Raw genomic sequence first — 17,527 nt, 5'->3', positions numbered from 1 at the left:
CCGTGGGCTTCTACGCCGTCCAGAGCCTGAACGCGCTGTCGTTCTCGATGCTCTTGCTGCTGACCGGGCTCGGCCTGTCGGTGGTGCTCAACCTGATGAATTTCGTCAACCTGACCCACGGCTCCTTCTTCCTGCTCGGCGCCTATGTCGGCGTCTACTGGCTGGCCTCGGGCGCGCCCTGGTGGCTCGCCTTCCCGGTCGCCTTCGCGGCGGCCGGCCTCGCCGGCTTCCTGCTGGAGCGCTTCCCCTTCCGGCAGTTCTACGCCCGCACCCATCTGATGCAGGTGCTGCTGACCTACGGTCTCTCGGTGATCTTCGCCGATCTGATGCGCTGGGGTTTTGGCGCGCAGATCCTCTCGGCGGAAATCCCGGAGGCGCTGCGCGGCGTCGTCTTCATCATGGACATGCCGTTCCCGATCTACCGGCTCTTCATCATCGGCTTCGGCGCGGCGCTCGCTTTCGCGCTGTGGTTCGTGATCGACCGCACCATCTGGGGCGCGGTGGTCAGGGCCTGCGTCACCGATCGCGGCTTCGTCGAGACGCTCGGCCTCGACACGCGCCGGATCTTCACGGCGGTGCTGGTGATCTCGGCAGGGCTGGGCGGCATTTCCGGCGCGCTCGGCGCCGGCATCCTCTCGGCCTATCCCGGCCTCGACGAGGAGGTGCTGATCCTGGCGCTGATCGTCGTCGTCGCCGGCGGGCTCGGCACTTTCCGCGGCACCGTGCTGAGCGCGCTGCTGCTCGGCTTCGCCATGACCTTCTCCAAGGTGTGGGTGCCAGAATTCTCGAACGTCGTCGCGCTTGCCATCATGGCCGCGCTGCTGGTCGCGCTGCCCGAGGGGCTGGTCGCCAAGAAGGTGAGGCAGGTATGAGCTCGATCGCCGACGGGACCGGCCGCGCGGAAGCGCGCCCCGCCAGTGAGCGGCGCAGCCTGCCGGTGGCCGCGAAGGCTGCGCTGCTTGCGCTCGCCGCCGCGATCCCCCTGCTGTTCGCCGGTGACTACCAGCTGCGCTTCCTGGCGGAGATCCTGATCATCGGCACCGCCGTGCTCAGCCTCGATTTGCTGGTCGGCTTCGGCGGGCTGGTCTCGCTCGGCCATGCCGTCTTCTTCGGCGGCGCGGCCTATGCCGCCGCGATCGCCGCTCAGACGCTCGGCGCCGACATCGTGGTGATGCTGGCGGTCGGCATCGCCACGGGCATGGCGGCGGCGCTGCTGATGGGCGTCGTGGTGATGCGCACCATCGCCCTGTTCTTCCTGATCCTCAGCCTGATCGTCGGCCAGATCGTCTGGGAGGTGGTGTTCCACTGGCGCGAGGTCACCGGCGGCGCCGACGGTCTGCGCGGCTTTCCGGTGCTGACCCTGCACACCGGCTTCGCCACGGTCCCGCTCAACAACGGTGTCGCGCTCTATCTCGCCGCGCTCGTGCTGGCGCTCGCCGCCTATCTCGCCGCTCGCTCCTTCGTCACCGCGCCGATCGGCCGGGCCTTGCTCGGCACGCGCGAGCGGCAGCTCCGGATGAGCGCACTCGGCTATTCGATCCCGCGTATCCGCCTGATGGCGCTGCTCGCCTCCGGCGCCATCGCCGGCGCGGCCGGGGCGCTCTATCCCTTCGTCAACCAGTATGTCGGCCCCAATGCCGTGCATTGGACGATGTCGGCGATGATGATCATCATGCTGGTGATCGGCGGCGTCGGCTCGCTCTATGGCGCCTTCATCGGCTCGGCGATCTATCTGGGCATCCAGACCTATGTCTCGTCCTACACTGATCGCTGGCAGCTGGTCGTCGGCCTCGTCTTCGTGCTGACCGTGATGATCATGCCGAAGGGCGTCGTCGCCGGGCTGAAGGCCGCCTTCGGACGGCGCAAGGATGCGGAGGGCCGGTCATGAGCGCGAACGCCGTTCCCGCTCTCGCGATCGAGGGCGTCGCCAAGTCCTTCGGCGGGCTGAAGGTGCTGAGCGATGTCTCGGTCACGCTCGGCCAGGGCGAATGCCTCGGCCTGATCGGCCCGAACGGCGCCGGCAAGACGACCCTGTTCAACATCGTCACCGGCTTCCTGATCCCCGATCAGGGGCGCGTCGCCTTCGCCGGCGAGGACATCACCAGGGCAAAGCCCGACGTTCGGGTCCGCGCCGGCCTCGTGCGCACCTTCCAGAAGAGCATGGCTTTCCCTGAGCTCAGCGTTCGCGAGAACCTCGCTTTGGCGGCGCGCTCGCGGAGCGGCGAGGGTTATGGGTGGTTCGGCAGCCGCAAGGCGGTCGCGGCAGCGGACGAGGCGGCTGATGAGTTGCTGACACGCGCTCAATTGCGCGATCGGGCCGAGTTGGCGGTCGCAGGCCTGTCCTATGGCGAGCAACGCATCGTCGACGTGCTGGTCTCGCTGGCGATGCGCCCGCGCGTGCTCCTGCTCGACGAGCCCACGGCGGGTCTCTCCCGCGCCGAGGGGGAGCATCTGATCGAGGTCGTGCGCACGCTCGGCGAGGACCTCTCGACCATTCTGATCGCCCATGACCTCGATATCGTCTTCGGCGTCTGCGACCGCGTCGCCGTGCTCGATCTCGGCCGGTTGATCGCCTGCGACACGCCGGACGCGATCAAGGCGCATGAGGGTGCACAGGCCGCCTATCTCGGCGCCTCACTCGGGGAGGCCGCATGATGTCGGTTCAGGCACAGCAACAGGTTGCCCCCGCTACCTATCTCGAGGTCGCCGGGCTGGATGCCGGCTATGACGGTGTGCGCGTCCTGCACGGCGTCGACTTCGCGCTGGCGCAGGGCGAGGCCGTGGCGCTGCTCGGCCGCAACGGCGCCGGCAAGAGCACGCTCTGCTCGGCCCTGTTCGGGCTGGAACCGCAGGTCTCCGGCCGCATCGCGATCAAGGGCCAGGAGGTCGCCGGCTGGCCGGGGCACCGCATCGCCCGGCTCGGCGTCGCCCTGGTGCCGCAGGGGCGCGGCGTCTACGCCAACCTCACCGTCGACGAGAACCTGACCATGGCGGCGCTGTGGTCGCGCAAGCAGCCGAACCGGCGCTGGGTCAAGGAGCGCATCTACGAGGATTTCCCGCGCCTTGCAGAAAGGCGCTCCTTCTCCAGCGGCGCGCTCAGCGGCGGTGAGCGGCAATTGCTTGCGATCGCACGGGCATTGCTGACGCAGGCCGACCTGATCGTGCTCGACGAGCCGAGCGAGGGCCTCTCGCCACGGGCGATCGAAGAGGTCATCATCGGCGCGGTCGGGCGTCTGCGCGGCGAGGGCTACACCTTGCTCATCGCCGAGCAGAACCTCGCCATGGCGCTGAAGCTGGCCGAGCGGGCACTGGTCCTCGACCATGGCCGCGTCGTCTTCGACGGGCCATCTGCGACATTGCTGGCCGACAAGGCCCTCCAGAAAGAGCATCTCGGGCTATGAGCGACGCGATCACCATCGAGCAATTGCGCTATGTCCGGCTCGGCACGGCCGACCTGAAGGGCGCCGCCGACTTCGCCTCGCGCATCCTCGGCCTTCAGCTCGTCGACCGAACCGACACATCCGCCTATTTCCGCTCCGATTATCGCGACCACACGCTGGTCTATGTCGACGGGCCGGGTGCCGGCCAGGCGATCGGCTTCGAGCTGCGCGATCCCGATGCGCTGGCTCATGCCGAGACGGTGCTGCAGGGCGCCGGCTTCGCCACCACGCGCGGTGACGCCGAGGCCTGCGCGATCAGAAAAGTCCGGCAGTTCGTCTCTTTCCGGATGGCAGCCGGCTACGACATCGAGCTTGTCGTCAGGCCGCTGGAATCGGGCTGGCGCTATCATGGCCCGCGCGATGCCGGCATCACCGGGCTCGAAGGCATCGCGCTGCGCGGCGCGCCGGATGCCTCCGACCAGCAGGTCTGGACGAAGCTGCTCGGCGGCAAGGTCAGCGACTGGGTCGGCGAGGCCGCCTATATCCGCTTCGACGAGGCGCATCACCGCATCGCCGTGCATCCCTCGCAGGAGAAGGGCATCCTTGCCATCGAGTTCGGCGTCGAGGACGTCGATCTCGTGATGCAGAACGCCTACCATCTGCGTGGCGCCCAGGCGCGCATCGTGGATGGTCCCGGCCGGCGCACCGCCTCGCAGCAGCTCTTCCTGAGCTTTGCCGGCCCTGACGGCGTCAACTTCTCCTATGTCGCCGAGGGCGAGCGACTCGCCGCTCCGCGCCGTGTCCGGCAGTTCCCGCGCAAGCGGGAATCCTTCTGCGCCTGGGGCAGCGACACGCAGATTCCCGAATATCAGTGAAGCGTCTTCGCCGGCTTTGAACCGGCAGCAAGGAGCGACCCATGATCAAGCTTGCCGATGTCTCCTATGTCCGGCTCGGGACCCGCGATCTCGAAGGCGCGACCCATTTCGCCACCGAATATCTCGGCCTCGACGTCGCCGAACGCGCCAAGGGCTCGGTCTATTTCAAGTCGGACGAGCGCGAGCACACGCTCTGCTATTTCGAGGGCGATCCGGGCGACCAGGTCGTTTGTTTCGAGGTCGAGGAACAATTCCATCTCGACGAAGCCGCGGCGCAGCTCGAAGCGCTCGGCCATCCGGTCCGGCGTGGCACAGCGTCCGAGGCGGCGCTGCGCAAGGTCCACGACTTCATCGCCTTCCGCGACCCGACCGGCAATCCGATCGAGCTCGCCTGGCGGCCGGGTTATAGCGGCCGGCGCTATCACGGCGCCCGCGATGCCGGCATCACCGGCTTCAGCCATGTAGGCCTCTGCTCCAGCGACCTCGCCCGCGACGAGGCGTTCTGGACCAAGGTCACGAATGCCCAGGTCTCCGACCGGATCGGCGATGCGCCGCTGCTGCGCATCGACGAAGTCCATCACACCATCGCGCTCTTCCCTTCGGCGAAGCCCGGCATCCAGCACATCAACCACCAGGTCGAGACCGGCGACGACATCATGCGCTCGCACCAGTTCCTGAAGGACCGCCAGGTACGCATGGTCTTCGGCCCCGGCCGGCATCCGACCTCCTCGGCCAAGTTCCTCTATTTCGAGGGACCGGACGGCATGGTCTTCGAATATTCCAGCGGCGTGCGCGAGATCGCCGACGAGCTGCTCTGGCGCGAGCGCCAGTTCATGTTCGAGCCGAAGGGCTTCTGCAAATGGGGCGCCAAGCCCAACATCGCCGAATTCAACAAGTGAGCGGTTCGTCTTCGCGGCCGAGCGCCGCCCAGGAGGATCTGGTTCGGCAGGCCGGGCGCGCGCTGGCGCGCCATGGCCTCGTCCATGCCTATGGCCATTGCTCCATGCGTCTCGACGCGGGCCATTTCCTGGTCTCGCCGGCAAAGCCGCTCGGCCTTGTCGCGGATGAGGATGTCTGCAGCGTCGTCCCGCTTGATGGGCCGTTACCTGACGGCGTGCTCGGCGAGGTCCGCATCCATCGCGAGATTTATCGCCGGCGGCCGCAAGTCGGCGGCGTCGTGCGCTCGATGCCTCCGAGGGTGATGACGCTCGGCACGGCCCGGATCACGCCAAAGCCACGGCACGGCTTCGGCAGCTATTTCGCGCCGCAGCCGCCGCTCTGGGACGATCCGCAATTGCTGCGCAATGACGAGCAGGCGGCCGCCCTCGCCGAGCAGATGGGCAAGGCGCGCGCCATCGTCATGCGCGGCAACGGCGCGGTCACCGCCGGCGCCAGCCTGGAAGAGGCCGTCGTCCTGACCTGGTATCTGGAGGACGCGGCGCGGGTCGAGTTCGAGGCCCGGGCCGCCGGCATCGCCGAGGCCGGAGTGGTTCTCGGCGAAGCCGAGGCAGCACAGCGCGCGACCTGGTCCGGCGCCATCCTCGAGCGGATGTGGGCCTATCTGGCGTCGGAGAGGACCTAGAGCATTTTCGAGCGAAGTGGACACCGGTTCGCGTGAAGAAAATGCGATAAAACAAGGGCCTAGAGCAATTTCGCGATTCGAAGAATTGCGGAAATGCTCTAGAGTGCGCGGACATTCCTCGGAACCCTGTCTTCATCCTGGACAAGCGGGTTCAGCCGCGCAGCTCCGGGAGCCATCGTAGGGTTCCGGAGCTCTACGATGGATCCCGGGACGAGCTTCGCTCGCCCAGGATGACGGTGATGGTTCCGCGGGAACTCGGCTAGCGGATGTCCTTGGCGGTAAGGCTGGGCCAGGTGGCGTCGGCGCGGGCGATATAGGTCTTCGTGCGACGTACCCAGGTCTCGCGCACGCCGAGGTCGTAGTTGAGGTAGAGCTTGCCGTCGACGATCGACCAGGCCTCTGGCTCGATCTTGACGAGATAGCCGCGCGATGTGCCATAGGCGCAAAAGCCGCCATAGGCCGGCAAATAGCGCTTCGGCTCAGCCTCGAACAGCGCCTTGTGTTCTGCGCTGGCGAAGCGCCAGATGGCGCCGCCATGCCGCACCGAAAATTCCGGTTTGCCGAGGCGCGGACCGCCGTCGCGGAAATAGGCGACGGGGTCGTAGCCGCGGATCGCGAGTTCCTCGGTCGAGCCGAGCGTGTTGGCCGGGCGGGGCGCGTCCGACCATGCCTCCGCTCCAACGAGGCCGGGGACGAACACCACTGCTGCCAGATGGATGAAGCTGCGTCTGTCGAGCATCGTCTTGCCCTCCGCGTTCAGGACCGGCGCGCTTCGAGCGCTTCGAAGACATAGGCCGCGAGCCAGCCATAGATCGCATGGCCGACGAGACTCATCAGCGAGAGGCGCGGCACGTCGTGCAGCAGGAAATGCTGGCCGGCGAGCGGAGCGAAGAAGGCGAGCGCGATGAAATAGGTGATCACGCCCCAGATCCAGCCGTCGGCGGGCATGCCGAAGCTCTTCACCCAGCGCGTCAGCAGCCAGTAGCCGAGCGGATAGAACAGGAAGCCGGTGACGAAATGCAGCAGCTTGGCGGTCGGCGTCGAGAGGGTGATGCCGAGCTGATGGGCGAACAGCGACTTCACCAGCTCCGGCGGCTCCAGCGGATATTCGGCGAACCAGGCAGTCGGGACGGCGGAGAACAGCTCCCAGAAGCCGAGGCCGGCGAAGCCGCCGATCGCGAGATTGATCACGATGCGAGCCGAGGGCAGCGCGAAGCCCCTGGTCATGGTCGCGGTGGTCATGGCGGTCCTTTCCGTGGGATCAGTGGGCGATGGCGAGCGGGGTGGAGGCGACGGCGAGCGCGGCGACGAGACCGCTCGCGGTCTTTCCGAGCCGCCCGAGCTTTTCGAGCCGGCGGCTGGCGAAACGGTTGTGACCCTGGCGCCGGGCCAGGCGCTCGAGCAGGACGATCGCGGCCCGGTCGTGATTGCCGGAGCGGATCAGGCTCTCGGCATAGGCCTGCTCGAACAGGTCGCGCTGGGCATGGCTGCCGCCGACAGTGAGCAGGCCGGGGCGCGCGGCCCCGAGCAGGCGGGCGGCCTCGCCATAGTCGCGCTCGTGGAAGGCGATCAGTCCGAAGGCGGCGAGCGCGCCGGTGCGGGCGGCATCGCGCCGCTCGCCGCTATGATGAGTTTTTGCATCGGCGATCAGGCCGCGGGCGATAGCCTCTGCGCCGTCGGTCTGGCCGGCGCCGAGCAATGACAGCGCATAATGCAGGTCGGCGAAGACGAGGCAGCCGTCATGGACGCGGCCTTCCGCCCTGGCGGCGAGCTCCTCCCAGCGCTCGCCGACATCGATGCCGGCGAATTCGAGCCGGGCCAGCAGCGAGGCGCCGTTGGCGATGTCGCGATAATCGTCGGTCGACTCGGCCCGGATCTCCTCGTCGTAAAGCCGCAGGACCTCGCCGGTCTCGCCGCGCTCCAGCCGGAATAGCGCGAGATGCCAAAAAATATGGAAGCGCAGGTTGTTGGCGTGGGCCCAGTTGCGGCCGTCGCCGAGCCAGGCGATGCCCTCGTCGGCCCGACCGGTCATCTCCAGCACATGGGCGACGGCATGGCGACCCCAGGCGTCGCGCGGGCTCAAGCTCACGGCGCGGCGGCCGGCGCGCTCGGCGTCGGCATAGAAGCCCTGTTCCTCGAGCGCGAAGGCGTGGCAGCCATGGACGTAGCCGGCGAGCGGATGATGCTCGCCGAAGCCGGGCGCGACGCGGCGCAGGGTCGACAGCATCTGCGCCTGGTCGCCGAGCATGAAGCGGATGCCGTGCGAGAGCTTGAGGGCCAGCACGTCGAAGGGATGGGCAAGGAGGATCGCCTCCAGCCGCTCGGCCGCCCGGCGCGGCGCGTCGTCGAGCCAGAGCGCCAGCGCCTCGACGACCATGGTCTCGCGCCGTGTGATCGGCCGCAGATGCGCCGCTGCCCGCGCCTTGGCGAGGCAGTCGCGGGCCGGAGCGAGCAGCTCGCCGCGCGCCAGCGAGAGCAGCATCAGACCCTTGGCGGCATGGGCCAAAGCGAAATCGGGATCGGCGGCGAGGGTGCGGGCGAGATGATCGGGCGTCGCGGCGGCATGGGCGAGCAGCGCTTCGAGCGTGTCGTTCCAGGCAAGGCGCGCGGCGTCGTTCGCCACGGTGATGCGGTCGCCGGACAGGTCGTGATGCGTGGCGTAGGACATGGGCTGCTCCGGTGCCGCGCCGGGAAGGGCGCTTTTCAGGGAGTTCGCAACAGGTCGATCAAGCGGCGTTCAACTCGCTTCACGGACCCGTGTAGGCAGGGTGGCGTCGGGCGTGGGGTCCTCCTGGCGTTCCGCCACGGGCTTTCGCTCCGGGCCGGCCCAGGGCGCGCGCTTGAACCAGCTGACCAGGATCGCGGTGGCGAGGATCAGCGCGAAGCCGGTGAGGTTGAGCAGCGCCACGATGGGCTCGCTGCGCCCGGCCAGGTCGGCGACCGCGCCCAGCAGCCGGGCGAGCACGGCGCTGGCGAGGAAAGCCGCCAGCGACTGCCGGCCGATCAGGATCAGGAGATGGCCAGCGCCGCGGTCGAGCCGGTCGCGCCAGGGCTCGATCAGGCTCAGCACGAGATAGGCGAGCGCCAGAAAATGCAGCACGCGCAGGATGTGCAGGTCGGTCTTCTCGTTGACGGGGATGAGAAGGTCGCGTGCGGCCTGCGCCAGCGGCCAGTGCTCGAGGATGCCCCAGAAGGACAGCGGCAGCGAGACGAGGAGGAAGAGCGCAGCGGCGAGCATCAGCCGCCGGTCGCCAAGCCTGGGCACGGGCAACCACTTCATGCTGATGAAGAAGCCGATGAAGAAGATGAATTGCCAGGCGAACGGATTGAGGAACCAGCCCGCGCCGTTCCACGGATTGCCAGGCAGGTTGAGCCCCCTGGTCCAGACCGCAACATAGAGCAGCGCGGCGACGAGGAAGGGCAGGGCGGGGTGGAGGCGCCGGCCCAGCATCATCACCGGAATCAGCGCCAGTATGACGAGATACATCGGCAGGATGTCGAGATAGTCCGGCTGCCAGGTCAGGGTGGCGATGCCGAGCAGCGCGCTCGCCGGATCGGTGAGCAGCGGCGGGAATTGCTCGGCGACCTTGCCTAAGCCGAAGACATGGTCGAGCCCGGCGGCGACAGCGATCAGAGCAAGGACAAGACTGATCTGGGCCCAGTAGACCTGCCAGATCCGATAGGCGATGCGCGCCGTGCCGAGCGCGAGCCCGCGCCGGACAAAGACGCCACCGAAGGCGAGCGCGCTGGCGATGCCGGAGCAGAAGACGAAGAGCTCGGCGCCTGAGGAGAAACCGAAACGGGCCGGGATCCACGCATTCCAGCTGTTCTCAGGCAGATGTGCCACGAAGATGATCAGCATGGTCAGGCCGCGAAAGACGTCGAGCCGTTCGTCGCGGGGCCGCTTCGCTGGCGTCGCGGGGAGGGCGGCCATCAGAAGGCTCCCTCATAGCGGGCGGCATCGATCCGGCAGGCCAGCAGCGTGAAGCCGTCGCGGCGCCGGAAGGCTGCCTGTGCTTCGCGCCCGAGGGTTTCGCGATCGTCGATCGTCGCGCCATGGCCACCCATCGCCCGGGCGATGGCGGCGAAGTCGGTCTCGCCGATGTCGACGCCGGCACGGGAAAGACCGAGCTGGCGCTGCTTCAGCGCGATCAGCCCGAGCGCCTTGTCGACGAGCGCGACGACGATCACCGGCAGGCGAAGATCGCGCAGCGTCGCCAGCTCGCCCAGCACCATCTCCAGTCCGGCATCGCCGGTGAAGCAGAGCGTCGGCTGGCCCGAGCCGAGCGCCGCGCCCGTCGCCAGCGGCAGGGCGCAGCCCATGGTGCAGAGCCCGCTCGACTGCAGCAGGCGGCGCGGCCCGTCGCAGCTCCACATTTGGCTGAGCAGGATGCGGTGCGCGCCGGAATCGGCGGTTGCGATCGTGCCCGCAGGAGCAATGGCGCGCAGCGTCTCGAAGACGATAGGGGGGCCCCATGCCGCAGGAGCGGCGAAGGCGGCATGGAGGCGGCTGCGGACCATGGCCGGCTCGCCGTCGATCCAGGCTGCCTTTGTCGGCAGATCATCCGCCAGAGCCGTCAGGATCGCGCCGACGTCGCCTTCGAGCAGCAGGCTCGATGCATGCATGCCGTGCTGGACCGGCTCGGCGACGATGTCGATCACCGGCTTGCCGATAGGCCAGGGATTGCGCCAGCCCTGGCGCATCTCGATCGGGTCGTAGCCGGCCAGCACGATCAGATCGGCCGCGTCGATCAGAGGGCGGACGATGGCATCGGCCTTGGGTGAGAGGCCGACGGCGCCGATCACGCGCGGATCGTCCTCCGGCACAAGCCCCTTTGCCTTGTAGGTGGTGAGGAGCGGTGCGCCCGTGGCGGCCAGGAAGCGTTCGAGCCCGCTAGCACCATCCTGGACGAGATCGAGCCCGGCGATGACCAGCGGTTTCTGCGCGGCGGCGAGCCGCGTTCGCGCGGGCCCGAGATCAGCCGGAATGACGAAAGAGGGAGGCGGGATGGCGGGCGCCTCGCGCAGGCTGGTCCGGGTTTCGGCGACCGAGATCGGCAGGTCGATATGAACCGGCCCCGGCCGTCCGCGTCGCGCGATGGCCACCGCCTTCTCGACGACGAGGTCCTCGGTGCCGGGCGCAACCCGGAAGCTCGCCTTGACCAGCGGGCGCAGCACCGCCTGATGGTCGAAGACCTGATGCGTGTAGCTCTCGGCCAGCGCCTGATCGACGCAGCCGGTGACGACTATGAGGGGCACCCGGTCCTGCTGCGCATTGGCGACGACGTTGACCGCGTTGGCGACGCCGGGCCCAAGCGTCGCAACCAGCACCGGCAGGGCTCCCGTCGTGTGCCAGAGGCCCTCGGCCATGAAGCCGGCGGCGTTCTCATGCCGCGCCAGCTCGAAGCGGATGCCGGCGCGACCGAGCGCATCGACCAGCGCCAGCACCTCGCCGCCGGGGATGCCGAAGGCATGGGTCGCGCCTGCTGCCGCCAGGCGAGCGGCCAGGAGATCCGCGCCGGTCACGATCTCTTCCGGGCCGGTTTCGCTCGACTCCGCGGCCGCTATCCGTTCGTGACGCATGCTCTGTCTCCAGCTCGCCGGGCGGGCGGCGTTGCGGGAGAGATCGCGGCGGAGAGCGGTTTGGTTACATGATCACGCCGATGTGAGGCCGACCTGTCCGATCCCTCCGCGCGAGTTCGCGAACCTCGGCCGCCCCGTCCCGGCTTGTGAGTGCGTCATGAGCGTGCGACGGAAGAGGCCGGCCCGACCCGCGACCTCCCGAAAAGCGCGCCTGCCTTGTCGCTCGACGAACTCGAAACCCAGCTTCGACCGGTCTTCCTTGCCGCGCTCGCCGGCGATGCCGCTGCCTATCGGCTGTTTCTCGACGCGATCAGCGTGCGGTTGCGCGGCTATCTGCGTAGCATGCTGGCCCGGGCAGGGCGCCATGAGCCCAGCGAAGTCGAGGACGTGCTGCAGGAGACGTTGCTGGCGCTGCATCTCTCGCAGCACACCTATGATCGCACGAGCCCGGTGACAGCCTGGGCCCATGCCATCGCGCGCTACAAGCTCATCGACCATCTGCGCCGCTCCGGCCGCCATGCCGGCAGCCTGCCGCTCGACGATGAGGCCTATCAGCTCGCCGATCCGGCCGGTGGTGCGGCCTCGGAAGCGAGGCTCGACCTGGAGCGCGCCATGGCGGCCCTGCCGGAGCGCACGCGCAGGCTGATCGACCGGGTCAAGCTCCAGGGCGCGAGCATCGCCGAGGCTGCGCAGGCGGCGGGCATGACCGAGACCGCGGCCAAGGTCGCGATCCATCGCGGCCTGCAGGCCATGGCCCGGTTTCTCTCGCGACGCGGGGGGCGGCCGGGATGATGCCCCTGCACGATTGTGAGTGCGTAACTTTTCGGCGGCTTGGCCCGAACTTCCTGCCAAGTGGAACAGACAGCCATGCGAACCGATGACCTGATCGCCGTGATGACCGCCGGCCACCGCCCGGTGGATACCGGCTGGCTGCGCCGCGCCACCTGGCTCTGTGCCCTGGCGGCGCTGGCGCTGACCGTCCTGCTTGTCCTCCTCATCCTCGGTGCTCGTGCGGACATCGCAGGCGCCTGGCTGACACGCCCCGTGATCGCCAAGGCGCTGCTCGGCGCCAGCGTCGCGAGCATCGCGCTTGTTCTGTTCCAGCGCAGCCTTCGGCCCGGGCTGAGGCCGGGCCGGAGCTTGCCGCTCGTCGCCCTTCCGGTCGCGCTCGTCGCCGGCTGGGCCCTGGTCACGCTGGCGCAGGCGCCCGCCGAGCAATGGGGCGAGCTGGTCTTCGGCCGCCACTGGCGAGCCTGCCTCATCGCGGTGCCGCTCTATGCGCTGGTGCCGCTCGTGGTCCTGTACGGGCTTGCGCGCCATGGCGCGCCGGTCGACGGCAGGGTGACGGGCGCCTGCGCCGGCCTCGCCTCGGCGGGGCTTGCGACGCTCGCCTACAGTCTGCACTGCCCGGACGACGCCGCGCCCTTCCTGGCGACGTGGTACACGATCGCGATCGCGGCGGTCGCCGCTATCGGCGCGGCGGCCTTTCCGCGGCTATTGCGCTGGTGAGCAGGGCTCCGGTCGCCTGCGACCATCTCGCTCCGCGGAGGCCATGACGCCATTCCGGTCTGTCTCGGCGGCTGTCGCCGCTTCAGGCGATGGTTTCGGCGTAGTGCCGCTGCAGCACGCCGCCGACATTCTGGAAATACTCCGCTTTGGCCGATCCGTCCTTGAACTCAAGGATGGCGAAGCCGTGGGCGTAGTACTCGCCATCCGGCACGATGCGCGTGCCCGCGGTGATCGCCGGCGGATCGACCAACTCGGCCAGAGGCTCGTAAGGGTCCTCGTCGGTGAAGACGGGAACGCCGCCATGACCGACGCAGCGCCCGCGCGCGAGCCCCGCATAAGGCTCGTAGATGCCGAGATTGTGCTCGTGGCCCCAGAACCAGGCCACGACGTTGCCGCCGGCCGCAACGAGCCTGTCGAGCACCGATTTGAGACGCCGGTTGACGGGATCGGCGCCTCCGGAGGGCAGGGGGCCGCCCGGCGCATCGAAAGCGGAGAAGAGCTGGTGATGCGAGGCGAGGATCGTGCGGCCGGGAAAGTCTTTCACCCGCTCGACCAGCCAGAGCTGCTCGGCTTCCTCGATGAAGGTTTGGCGGTGCAGCAGCGGGTGGTAGTCGTTTCGGCCGCTGTCCATGGCAAGGATCTGCCAGGACTTGTCGGTGGCGCGAAGGCAGAACCAGCTCGCCTTCTGCCGCAGCTTGCCGGAATTGAGACGGGCGATCAGGTCATGATAGCCCTGACCGCCGCTGTACATGTCGTGATTGCCGCACAAAGTGTAGATGGCCGGGCGCTGCTGGGCGCCCTGGTAAGCTTGGTCGATGACGTCTTCGAAATTCGCCTTGGTTTCGTCCGGCGTGCCGGAATAGTAGATGTCGCCGAGATGCAGCAGGATGTCGGGCCGCTTTTCTCGGATATTGCTCATCACCAGTCGCGCCGGGCCGGCCCCGGTGCCCCAGTCACCGAAGATCGCGATCCGGCTCGCGGGATTCATCGGGATCACCTGGGCATCGCCCGGTTTCGGCGGGACATAGACCCGGCGTGAGGGGTCCGTCAGAACGCCATAGGCCTTGGCGTGTTCATAGACCGTGTCTGCCCAGGCCGGGTCGCATTTCCCGGTCTTTGCCTGGTCGAGCAGGGCCTTCGCCGTCGCCTCGTCGCCGAACGCCCTCGCCTTGGCGAGTTCGAGCAGCAACCTCGCGCAATGCGATGCGTGCTCCAGCGCTGTCAGGCCCTCCTGTCTGGACGAGATGGTCGAGCGCGCCTCCGGCGCCGCGGCCTCCAGCGCCGCTTGGCAGGCGCGCTCCGCATCCAGTATTTCCAGACCCTCGCGACGGAGCGCCTCGGTCGATGGGCGCGGGTCGTCCGCTGCGGCTGCAGCCCGGTCGCGGACGAATTTTGCGGTCGCGGACTGAAACACCGACAGGATCGGATCGCGGAAGGTCTTCGGCCCGGCTGCGAGTCCCTCGACAGTCCGGCGTCGTTTCGCTTTACGGGGCGCGCCGCGGCCGGGCAGCCCTTCGGCTTCGCGCACTTGGCTGCCACGCGCGGTGTCGAACTGGTCGGCCCCGTGAAGCTCAGGCGGGAACTGCACGAGCTCGAGCCTTTGCTCGAGTTCGGCCAAAGGCAGCATGAACGGCTTGAACGTCGCCGGAACCTGAAGCCGCTCTTCCCAGCGCACGCCGGAGAGATCCTGCTGCTGAACGAAGGCATAGGCGAGCAGGGCGTCGCCCTCGGCCTCGACCACCACCTTCCAGTAGGCTTTCGGAATCTTCACCTGCACCCGGCCGTCATCGTCGACGCCGTGGAAGATGTCGTCGCTCCGATCGAAGATCGGGCCGGAGAACAGCGAGACCCGGCCGCCTTTCACGACCTTGGCCACGAAGTTCTCGAGGGCTCCCCAATTGTCCCGGGCCTTGGCCGAGCGGTTGAAGACCGCCACCTGGGGCGAGCAGTTGGTCACATGGTAGGTGTCGCCATTGGCGCGGCGAAGCTCGGCGAAGCTGCCACCCCAGGCCGCATCCTCGCGGCGGACGAGATGGCCTTTGTCGAAGGCCTGCCGGTCCTTGGTGAAGAAACGGTCCGGCAGCTGGTGCAGCGCCGGGATGCGCGGATCGGTGAACCACTTCTCCGTATCGCTTTCGCCGAGGCCGCCGAGCGCTCCGCGTGTCGTGGCCTTGCTGGGGTCGGGGCGCTTGGCCGCGGCCGTGCCGTCGACATTGGCCGCGGTGAAGAGCGCCATGCGCCGCGCCTTGTTCATCACGATCGAGAAGTTCTGGTAGCGGAGCACATGGTCGCCATCGTCGAGCCTGGAGACCTGCGAGAGATCGCTCACCGTCGGCAAGGGCAATGGAACGCCGAGGAAATCCTCGCTGTAGCCCTTGCGGGTTTCGTAGTCCTCCTCGTGGAACGGCTCGACCGCCTTCTCGGCTGCGATCGCGTCATCGGCTCTCAGGCGATCGTCGGTGGCCGGGCCCGGGCTCGCCATGCCGGCTGCGCCGAGAATCGGCGTGCCGAGGCGAAGCTCGATCTCAAGGGGCACCGTCAGGCGGACGACGCCGCCATCCGAACGGATCGCCGGGCGGACGCCGCCGTCGCCGGAGGACCCCCGGTCTTCCACGTCGTCCTCGACAGGGGCGGCGTGCTCGACGCGGTTCCAGGCCGTGCGCCAGGCGCCGAGATCACCGCGCGCCTTCCCGGCGAAGTGGACGCCGGCATCGACCACGCGCGCATCCGTCGCCAGCTCGGCGGCGGGCACCGCGCAGTTGAACCGCAGGTATTCTCCGGCGAAATGCAGGCCGAGCACATCGCCGGTGGTGAGATTGAGGACCAGGGACCCGGACGCGCCCCCCAGCGTCGAGGCGTTGTGCAGCATGGCGCTGACGTCCTGCTCATAGCTGGGATAGCGAAGCCGCGCCTGGCCGGCCGTGGCGCCGGCACCGCCGATCTTGCCGGGCATCAGGCGCTTCACGTCGTAGATTTGGCCGAAGACCTGCCGCTGTACCTGGGCGGCGTTGCGTTCCTCGTCGCGCGCGGGATAGCCGATGACGACGATGTCGTGCCCCAGCATGTCGTCCGGCTGCTGCTGCGTCAGCCTCAGGCATGGGTGACCGTCGGGAAGCTCGCCGAGCTTGAGCAGCGCCATGTCCCAATAGGGGTGCACCATGGCCACGCCGGTGATGTCGAAGACCTGCTTCTTCCGACTGCCGTGCTCTTTCACGAAGTCGACGAAGGGCTCGGCGCCGGCCGACAGGCTGATGCCCATGCGGCCGACGCCGTCGACGAAAGCCTCCGCCACATGGCGATTGGTCATCAGCAGGCCATCGCCGACCAGGAAGCCGGTGCCGAGGAATGGGACGCCGCTGTCCGGCAGCTCGATGCGGCAGGCGGCGGCGATGGCAGGCTTGATCAGAGCCTTGGCCCCTGGGGTGTTGAGGTGCAGCCAATCCTTGTGCTGCACCGTGTAGTCGCCATCGCGGATCAGGATCGGCGGCCTGCGGTCCGGGATGATGATCGCCTCGAGCGCGAAGCGATGGTTCGCGTCGAGCGGCTCGCGATGGCGCAGCCGGCGCAGCGTCTCCTCGGTGTCGGCGCGCAGGAAGTCCGGTGTCCCCTCCGGCACCAGCTCCTCGCTCGTCTTCCGGCGGCCCTCCAATGCCGCGGCTGCGCGCTCGCCCGAGGACAGGCGCGCGAGCGGGCTCTCCCGTTCGCCGGCGGCATCCTGGGCCAGGATGCTGCTGAAGAAGTCGACCGATGCAGATCCGCTCGCCATGGCTTCCAGTCTCACGTTGCCGGGACGCAGTGTCCGCAGTCGGCCGCTCGCCGTCGTCAGGCCCGCTTCGCTTGCCCGCTCTCGCCCGCGGCCTTCTTCTTCGACGCTGCCGCGCGCCGGCGACGAGGCGCTTCCAGAGCGGCCGCAGCCTTTGGCCGGCGGGGCTGGAGTGCTTCGAAACCGTCCTGCACCTGTCGCGTCGGGACGCCTTCCCGCCCGCCGGCGAGCGTGGCCACGTAAGCGCCGATGCCGGCCGCGATGCCCGCTGCCACCTTGTCCTTGTAGGCCGCGGTCTGCAGCCGCCGGTCTTCCTCGGGCACGTCCATGAAGCTGACTTCGAGCAGGACGCAGGCTGTCGCCGCGTCGTGGGAATTGGGGTTGAGAACGCCCAGGCCCAGCGTCTTGACGCCACCCCTGTTGCGGTCCTTCAGGCCGGTTGCGGCGACGGCGGCGGCCTGAACCGCCTTGCACAGCGCTGCCGATTTCGGGAAATGCGTCGTATGGCAGAAGGTCTCGGTCCCCTGCGTCGCGCCGTCGAAGCCGTTGAAGTGGATCGATACGAAGACGGGGGCCTTGAGCCTCGCCGCGACCTTGGCGCGGGCGGACAGCCCCAGATTGTCGTCGGTTGTCCGCGTCAGCACGGCGTTGTGGCCAGCTGCCGCGAGCGCCTTGGCGACGCGCTTGGCGACGTCGAGAGTGGCAGTCTTCTCCAGCAGCCCGCTCGGCCCCGATGCATGGTTGGCGTCGGATCCGCCGACGTTTCTGCTGCCGCCGTGGCCGGGGTCGATCACGATATCCACCATGGTAACCTCCCTTCTGCTGTAACTGGCGC

At 68.4% G+C, this 17,527-nt stretch carries 16 protein-coding genes; 9 read left to right on the top strand and 7 right to left on the bottom strand.

The window, feature by feature from the left end; all coding sequences use genetic code 11:
• Nucleotides 1-2 precede the first annotated feature (2 nt).
• Genes BMZ69_RS23660 through BMZ69_RS23630 form a run of 7 tightly spaced genes read left to right on the top strand, consistent with a single transcriptional unit; the run spans nucleotide 3 to nucleotide 5,837 of the window.
• Nucleotides 3-872, top strand: coding sequence for a branched-chain amino acid ABC transporter permease (locus BMZ69_RS23660; RefSeq protein ID WP_066479813.1), 870 nt, complete (start codon nucleotides 3-5; stop codon nucleotides 870-872).
• On the top strand, nucleotides 869-1,888 hold the full coding sequence (locus BMZ69_RS23655) for a branched-chain amino acid ABC transporter permease (RefSeq protein ID WP_092161450.1): 1,020 nt from the start codon (nucleotides 869-871) through the stop codon (nucleotides 1,886-1,888). The genes BMZ69_RS23660 and BMZ69_RS23655 overlap by 4 nt, the downstream gene beginning before the upstream one ends.
• Entirely contained in the window at nucleotides 1,885-2,655 is a 771-nt protein-coding gene (locus tag BMZ69_RS23650; RefSeq protein ID WP_092161449.1) for an ABC transporter ATP-binding protein, read from the top strand. Before BMZ69_RS23655 ends, BMZ69_RS23650 begins: the two co-directional genes overlap by 4 nt.
• Entirely contained in the window at nucleotides 2,655-3,401 is a 747-nt protein-coding gene (locus BMZ69_RS23645; RefSeq protein ID WP_092161448.1) for an ABC transporter ATP-binding protein, read from the top strand. Before BMZ69_RS23650 ends, BMZ69_RS23645 begins: the two co-directional genes overlap by 1 nt.
• On the top strand, nucleotides 3,398-4,255 hold the full coding sequence (locus BMZ69_RS23640) for a VOC family protein (RefSeq protein ID WP_092161447.1): 858 nt from the start codon (nucleotides 3,398-3,400) through the stop codon (nucleotides 4,253-4,255). Before BMZ69_RS23645 ends, BMZ69_RS23640 begins: the two co-directional genes overlap by 4 nt.
• Nucleotides 4,256-4,296: 41 nt before the next feature.
• The gene (locus BMZ69_RS23635; protein WP_092161446.1) at nucleotides 4,297-5,154 is read left to right on the top strand and encodes a VOC family protein; all 858 of its coding nucleotides are present in this window, start codon (nucleotides 4,297-4,299) and stop codon (nucleotides 5,152-5,154) included.
• The gene (locus BMZ69_RS23630) at nucleotides 5,151-5,837 is read left to right on the top strand and encodes a class II aldolase/adducin family protein (protein WP_244543503.1); all 687 of its coding nucleotides are present in this window, start codon (nucleotides 5,151-5,153) and stop codon (nucleotides 5,835-5,837) included. The genes BMZ69_RS23635 and BMZ69_RS23630 overlap by 4 nt, the downstream gene beginning before the upstream one ends.
• Nucleotides 5,838-6,096: 259 nt before the next feature.
• On the opposite strand, the gene BMZ69_RS23625 is transcribed toward BMZ69_RS23630, so the two are convergent.
• The 5 genes from BMZ69_RS23625 to BMZ69_RS23605 all read right to left on the bottom strand — a co-directional run bounded on the left by BMZ69_RS23625 (nucleotide 6,097) and on the right by BMZ69_RS23605 (nucleotide 11,420).
• Entirely contained in the window at nucleotides 6,097-6,576 is a 480-nt protein-coding gene (locus tag BMZ69_RS23625; protein WP_175506943.1) for a YHS domain-containing (seleno)protein, read from the bottom strand.
• 17 nt (nucleotides 6,577-6,593) lie between these two features.
• A complete protein-coding gene (locus tag BMZ69_RS23620; RefSeq protein WP_092161444.1) occupies nucleotides 6,594-7,079 on the bottom strand; it encodes a hypothetical protein in 486 nt (161 codons plus the stop codon).
• A 19-nt stretch (nucleotides 7,080-7,098) separates the two neighbouring features.
• A complete protein-coding gene (locus BMZ69_RS23615) occupies nucleotides 7,099-8,505 on the bottom strand; it encodes a tetratricopeptide repeat protein (RefSeq protein WP_092161443.1) in 1,407 nt (468 codons plus the stop codon).
• A gap of 69 nt (nucleotides 8,506-8,574) precedes the next feature.
• Entirely contained in the window at nucleotides 8,575-9,771 is a 1,197-nt protein-coding gene (locus BMZ69_RS23610) for an OpgC family protein (protein WP_092161442.1), read from the bottom strand.
• Nucleotides 9,771-11,420 carry a thiamine pyrophosphate-binding protein gene (locus tag BMZ69_RS23605; protein ID WP_175506942.1) on the bottom strand — a complete coding sequence of 550 codons (1,650 nt, stop codon included), beginning with the start codon at nucleotides 11,418-11,420 and terminating at the stop codon, nucleotides 9,771-9,773. The genes BMZ69_RS23610 and BMZ69_RS23605 overlap by 1 nt, the downstream gene beginning before the upstream one ends.
• Before the next feature lie 150 nt (nucleotides 11,421-11,570).
• Here BMZ69_RS23605 and BMZ69_RS23600 point away from each other — a divergent pair, with 150 nt between their 5' ends.
• Nucleotides 11,571-12,212, top strand: coding sequence for a sigma-70 family RNA polymerase sigma factor (locus tag BMZ69_RS23600; RefSeq protein ID WP_244543502.1), 642 nt, complete (start codon nucleotides 11,571-11,573; stop codon nucleotides 12,210-12,212).
• A 75-nt stretch (nucleotides 12,213-12,287) separates the two neighbouring features.
• Complete coding sequence (locus BMZ69_RS23595) at nucleotides 12,288-12,929, top strand: NrsF family protein (RefSeq protein WP_092161438.1); 642 nt, start codon at nucleotides 12,288-12,290, stop codon at nucleotides 12,927-12,929.
• 82 nt (nucleotides 12,930-13,011) lie between these two features.
• Here BMZ69_RS23595 and BMZ69_RS23590 read toward each other — a convergent pair whose 3' ends face one another.
• Together BMZ69_RS23590 and BMZ69_RS23585 are read right to left on the bottom strand one after the other, a co-directional pair.
• The gene (locus BMZ69_RS23590) at nucleotides 13,012-16,695 is read right to left on the bottom strand and encodes a DNA/RNA non-specific endonuclease (RefSeq protein ID WP_092161436.1); all 3,684 of its coding nucleotides are present in this window, start codon (nucleotides 16,693-16,695) and stop codon (nucleotides 13,012-13,014) included.
• A 56-nt stretch (nucleotides 16,696-16,751) separates the two neighbouring features.
• On the bottom strand, nucleotides 16,752-17,498 hold the full coding sequence (locus BMZ69_RS23585; RefSeq protein WP_092161434.1) for an N-acetylmuramoyl-L-alanine amidase: 747 nt from the start codon (nucleotides 17,496-17,498) through the stop codon (nucleotides 16,752-16,754).
• Nucleotides 17,499-17,527: the final 29 nt, after the last annotated feature.

It is taken from the genome of Allobosea sp. CRIB-10 (assembly GCF_900112185.1).
GTDB lineage: Bacteria > Pseudomonadota > Alphaproteobacteria > Rhizobiales > Beijerinckiaceae > Allobosea.
Note: the sequence above shows the minus strand (reverse complement) of the source record. Positions and strands in the feature narration are given on the sequence as shown.

Bases quoted from the DNA above. Each gene is read 5' to 3' on its own strand.
- BMZ69_RS23595 (WP_092161438.1), top strand. From the start codon at position 12,288: ATGCGAACCGATGACCTGATCGCCGTGATGACCGCCGGCCACCGCCCG.
- BMZ69_RS23655 (WP_092161450.1), top strand. From the start codon at position 869: ATGAGCTCGATCGCCGACGGGACCGGCCGCGCGGAAGCGCGCCCCGCC.
- BMZ69_RS23605 (WP_175506942.1), bottom strand. From the start codon at position 11,420: ATGCGTCACGAACGGATAGCGGCCGCGGAGTCGAGCGAAACCGGCCCG.
- BMZ69_RS23590 (WP_092161436.1), bottom strand. From the start codon at position 16,695: ATGGCGAGCGGATCTGCATCGGTCGACTTCTTCAGCAGCATCCTGGCC.
- BMZ69_RS23615 (WP_092161443.1), bottom strand. From the start codon at position 8,505: ATGTCCTACGCCACGCATCACGACCTGTCCGGCGACCGCATCACCGTG.
- BMZ69_RS23620 (WP_092161444.1), bottom strand. From the start codon at position 7,079: ATGACCACCGCGACCATGACCAGGGGCTTCGCGCTGCCCTCGGCTCGC.
- BMZ69_RS23585 (WP_092161434.1), bottom strand. From the start codon at position 17,498: ATGGTGGATATCGTGATCGACCCCGGCCACGGCGGCAGCAGAAACGTC.
- BMZ69_RS23625 (WP_175506943.1), bottom strand. From the start codon at position 6,576: ATGCTCGACAGACGCAGCTTCATCCATCTGGCAGCAGTGGTGTTCGTC.
- BMZ69_RS23640 (WP_092161447.1), top strand. From the start codon at position 3,398: ATGAGCGACGCGATCACCATCGAGCAATTGCGCTATGTCCGGCTCGGC.
- BMZ69_RS23610 (WP_092161442.1), bottom strand. From the start codon at position 9,771: ATGGCCGCCCTCCCCGCGACGCCAGCGAAGCGGCCCCGCGACGAACGG.
- BMZ69_RS23650 (WP_092161449.1), top strand. From the start codon at position 1,885: ATGAGCGCGAACGCCGTTCCCGCTCTCGCGATCGAGGGCGTCGCCAAG.
- BMZ69_RS23645 (WP_092161448.1), top strand. From the start codon at position 2,655: ATGTCGGTTCAGGCACAGCAACAGGTTGCCCCCGCTACCTATCTCGAG.
- BMZ69_RS23635 (WP_092161446.1), top strand. From the start codon at position 4,297: ATGATCAAGCTTGCCGATGTCTCCTATGTCCGGCTCGGGACCCGCGAT.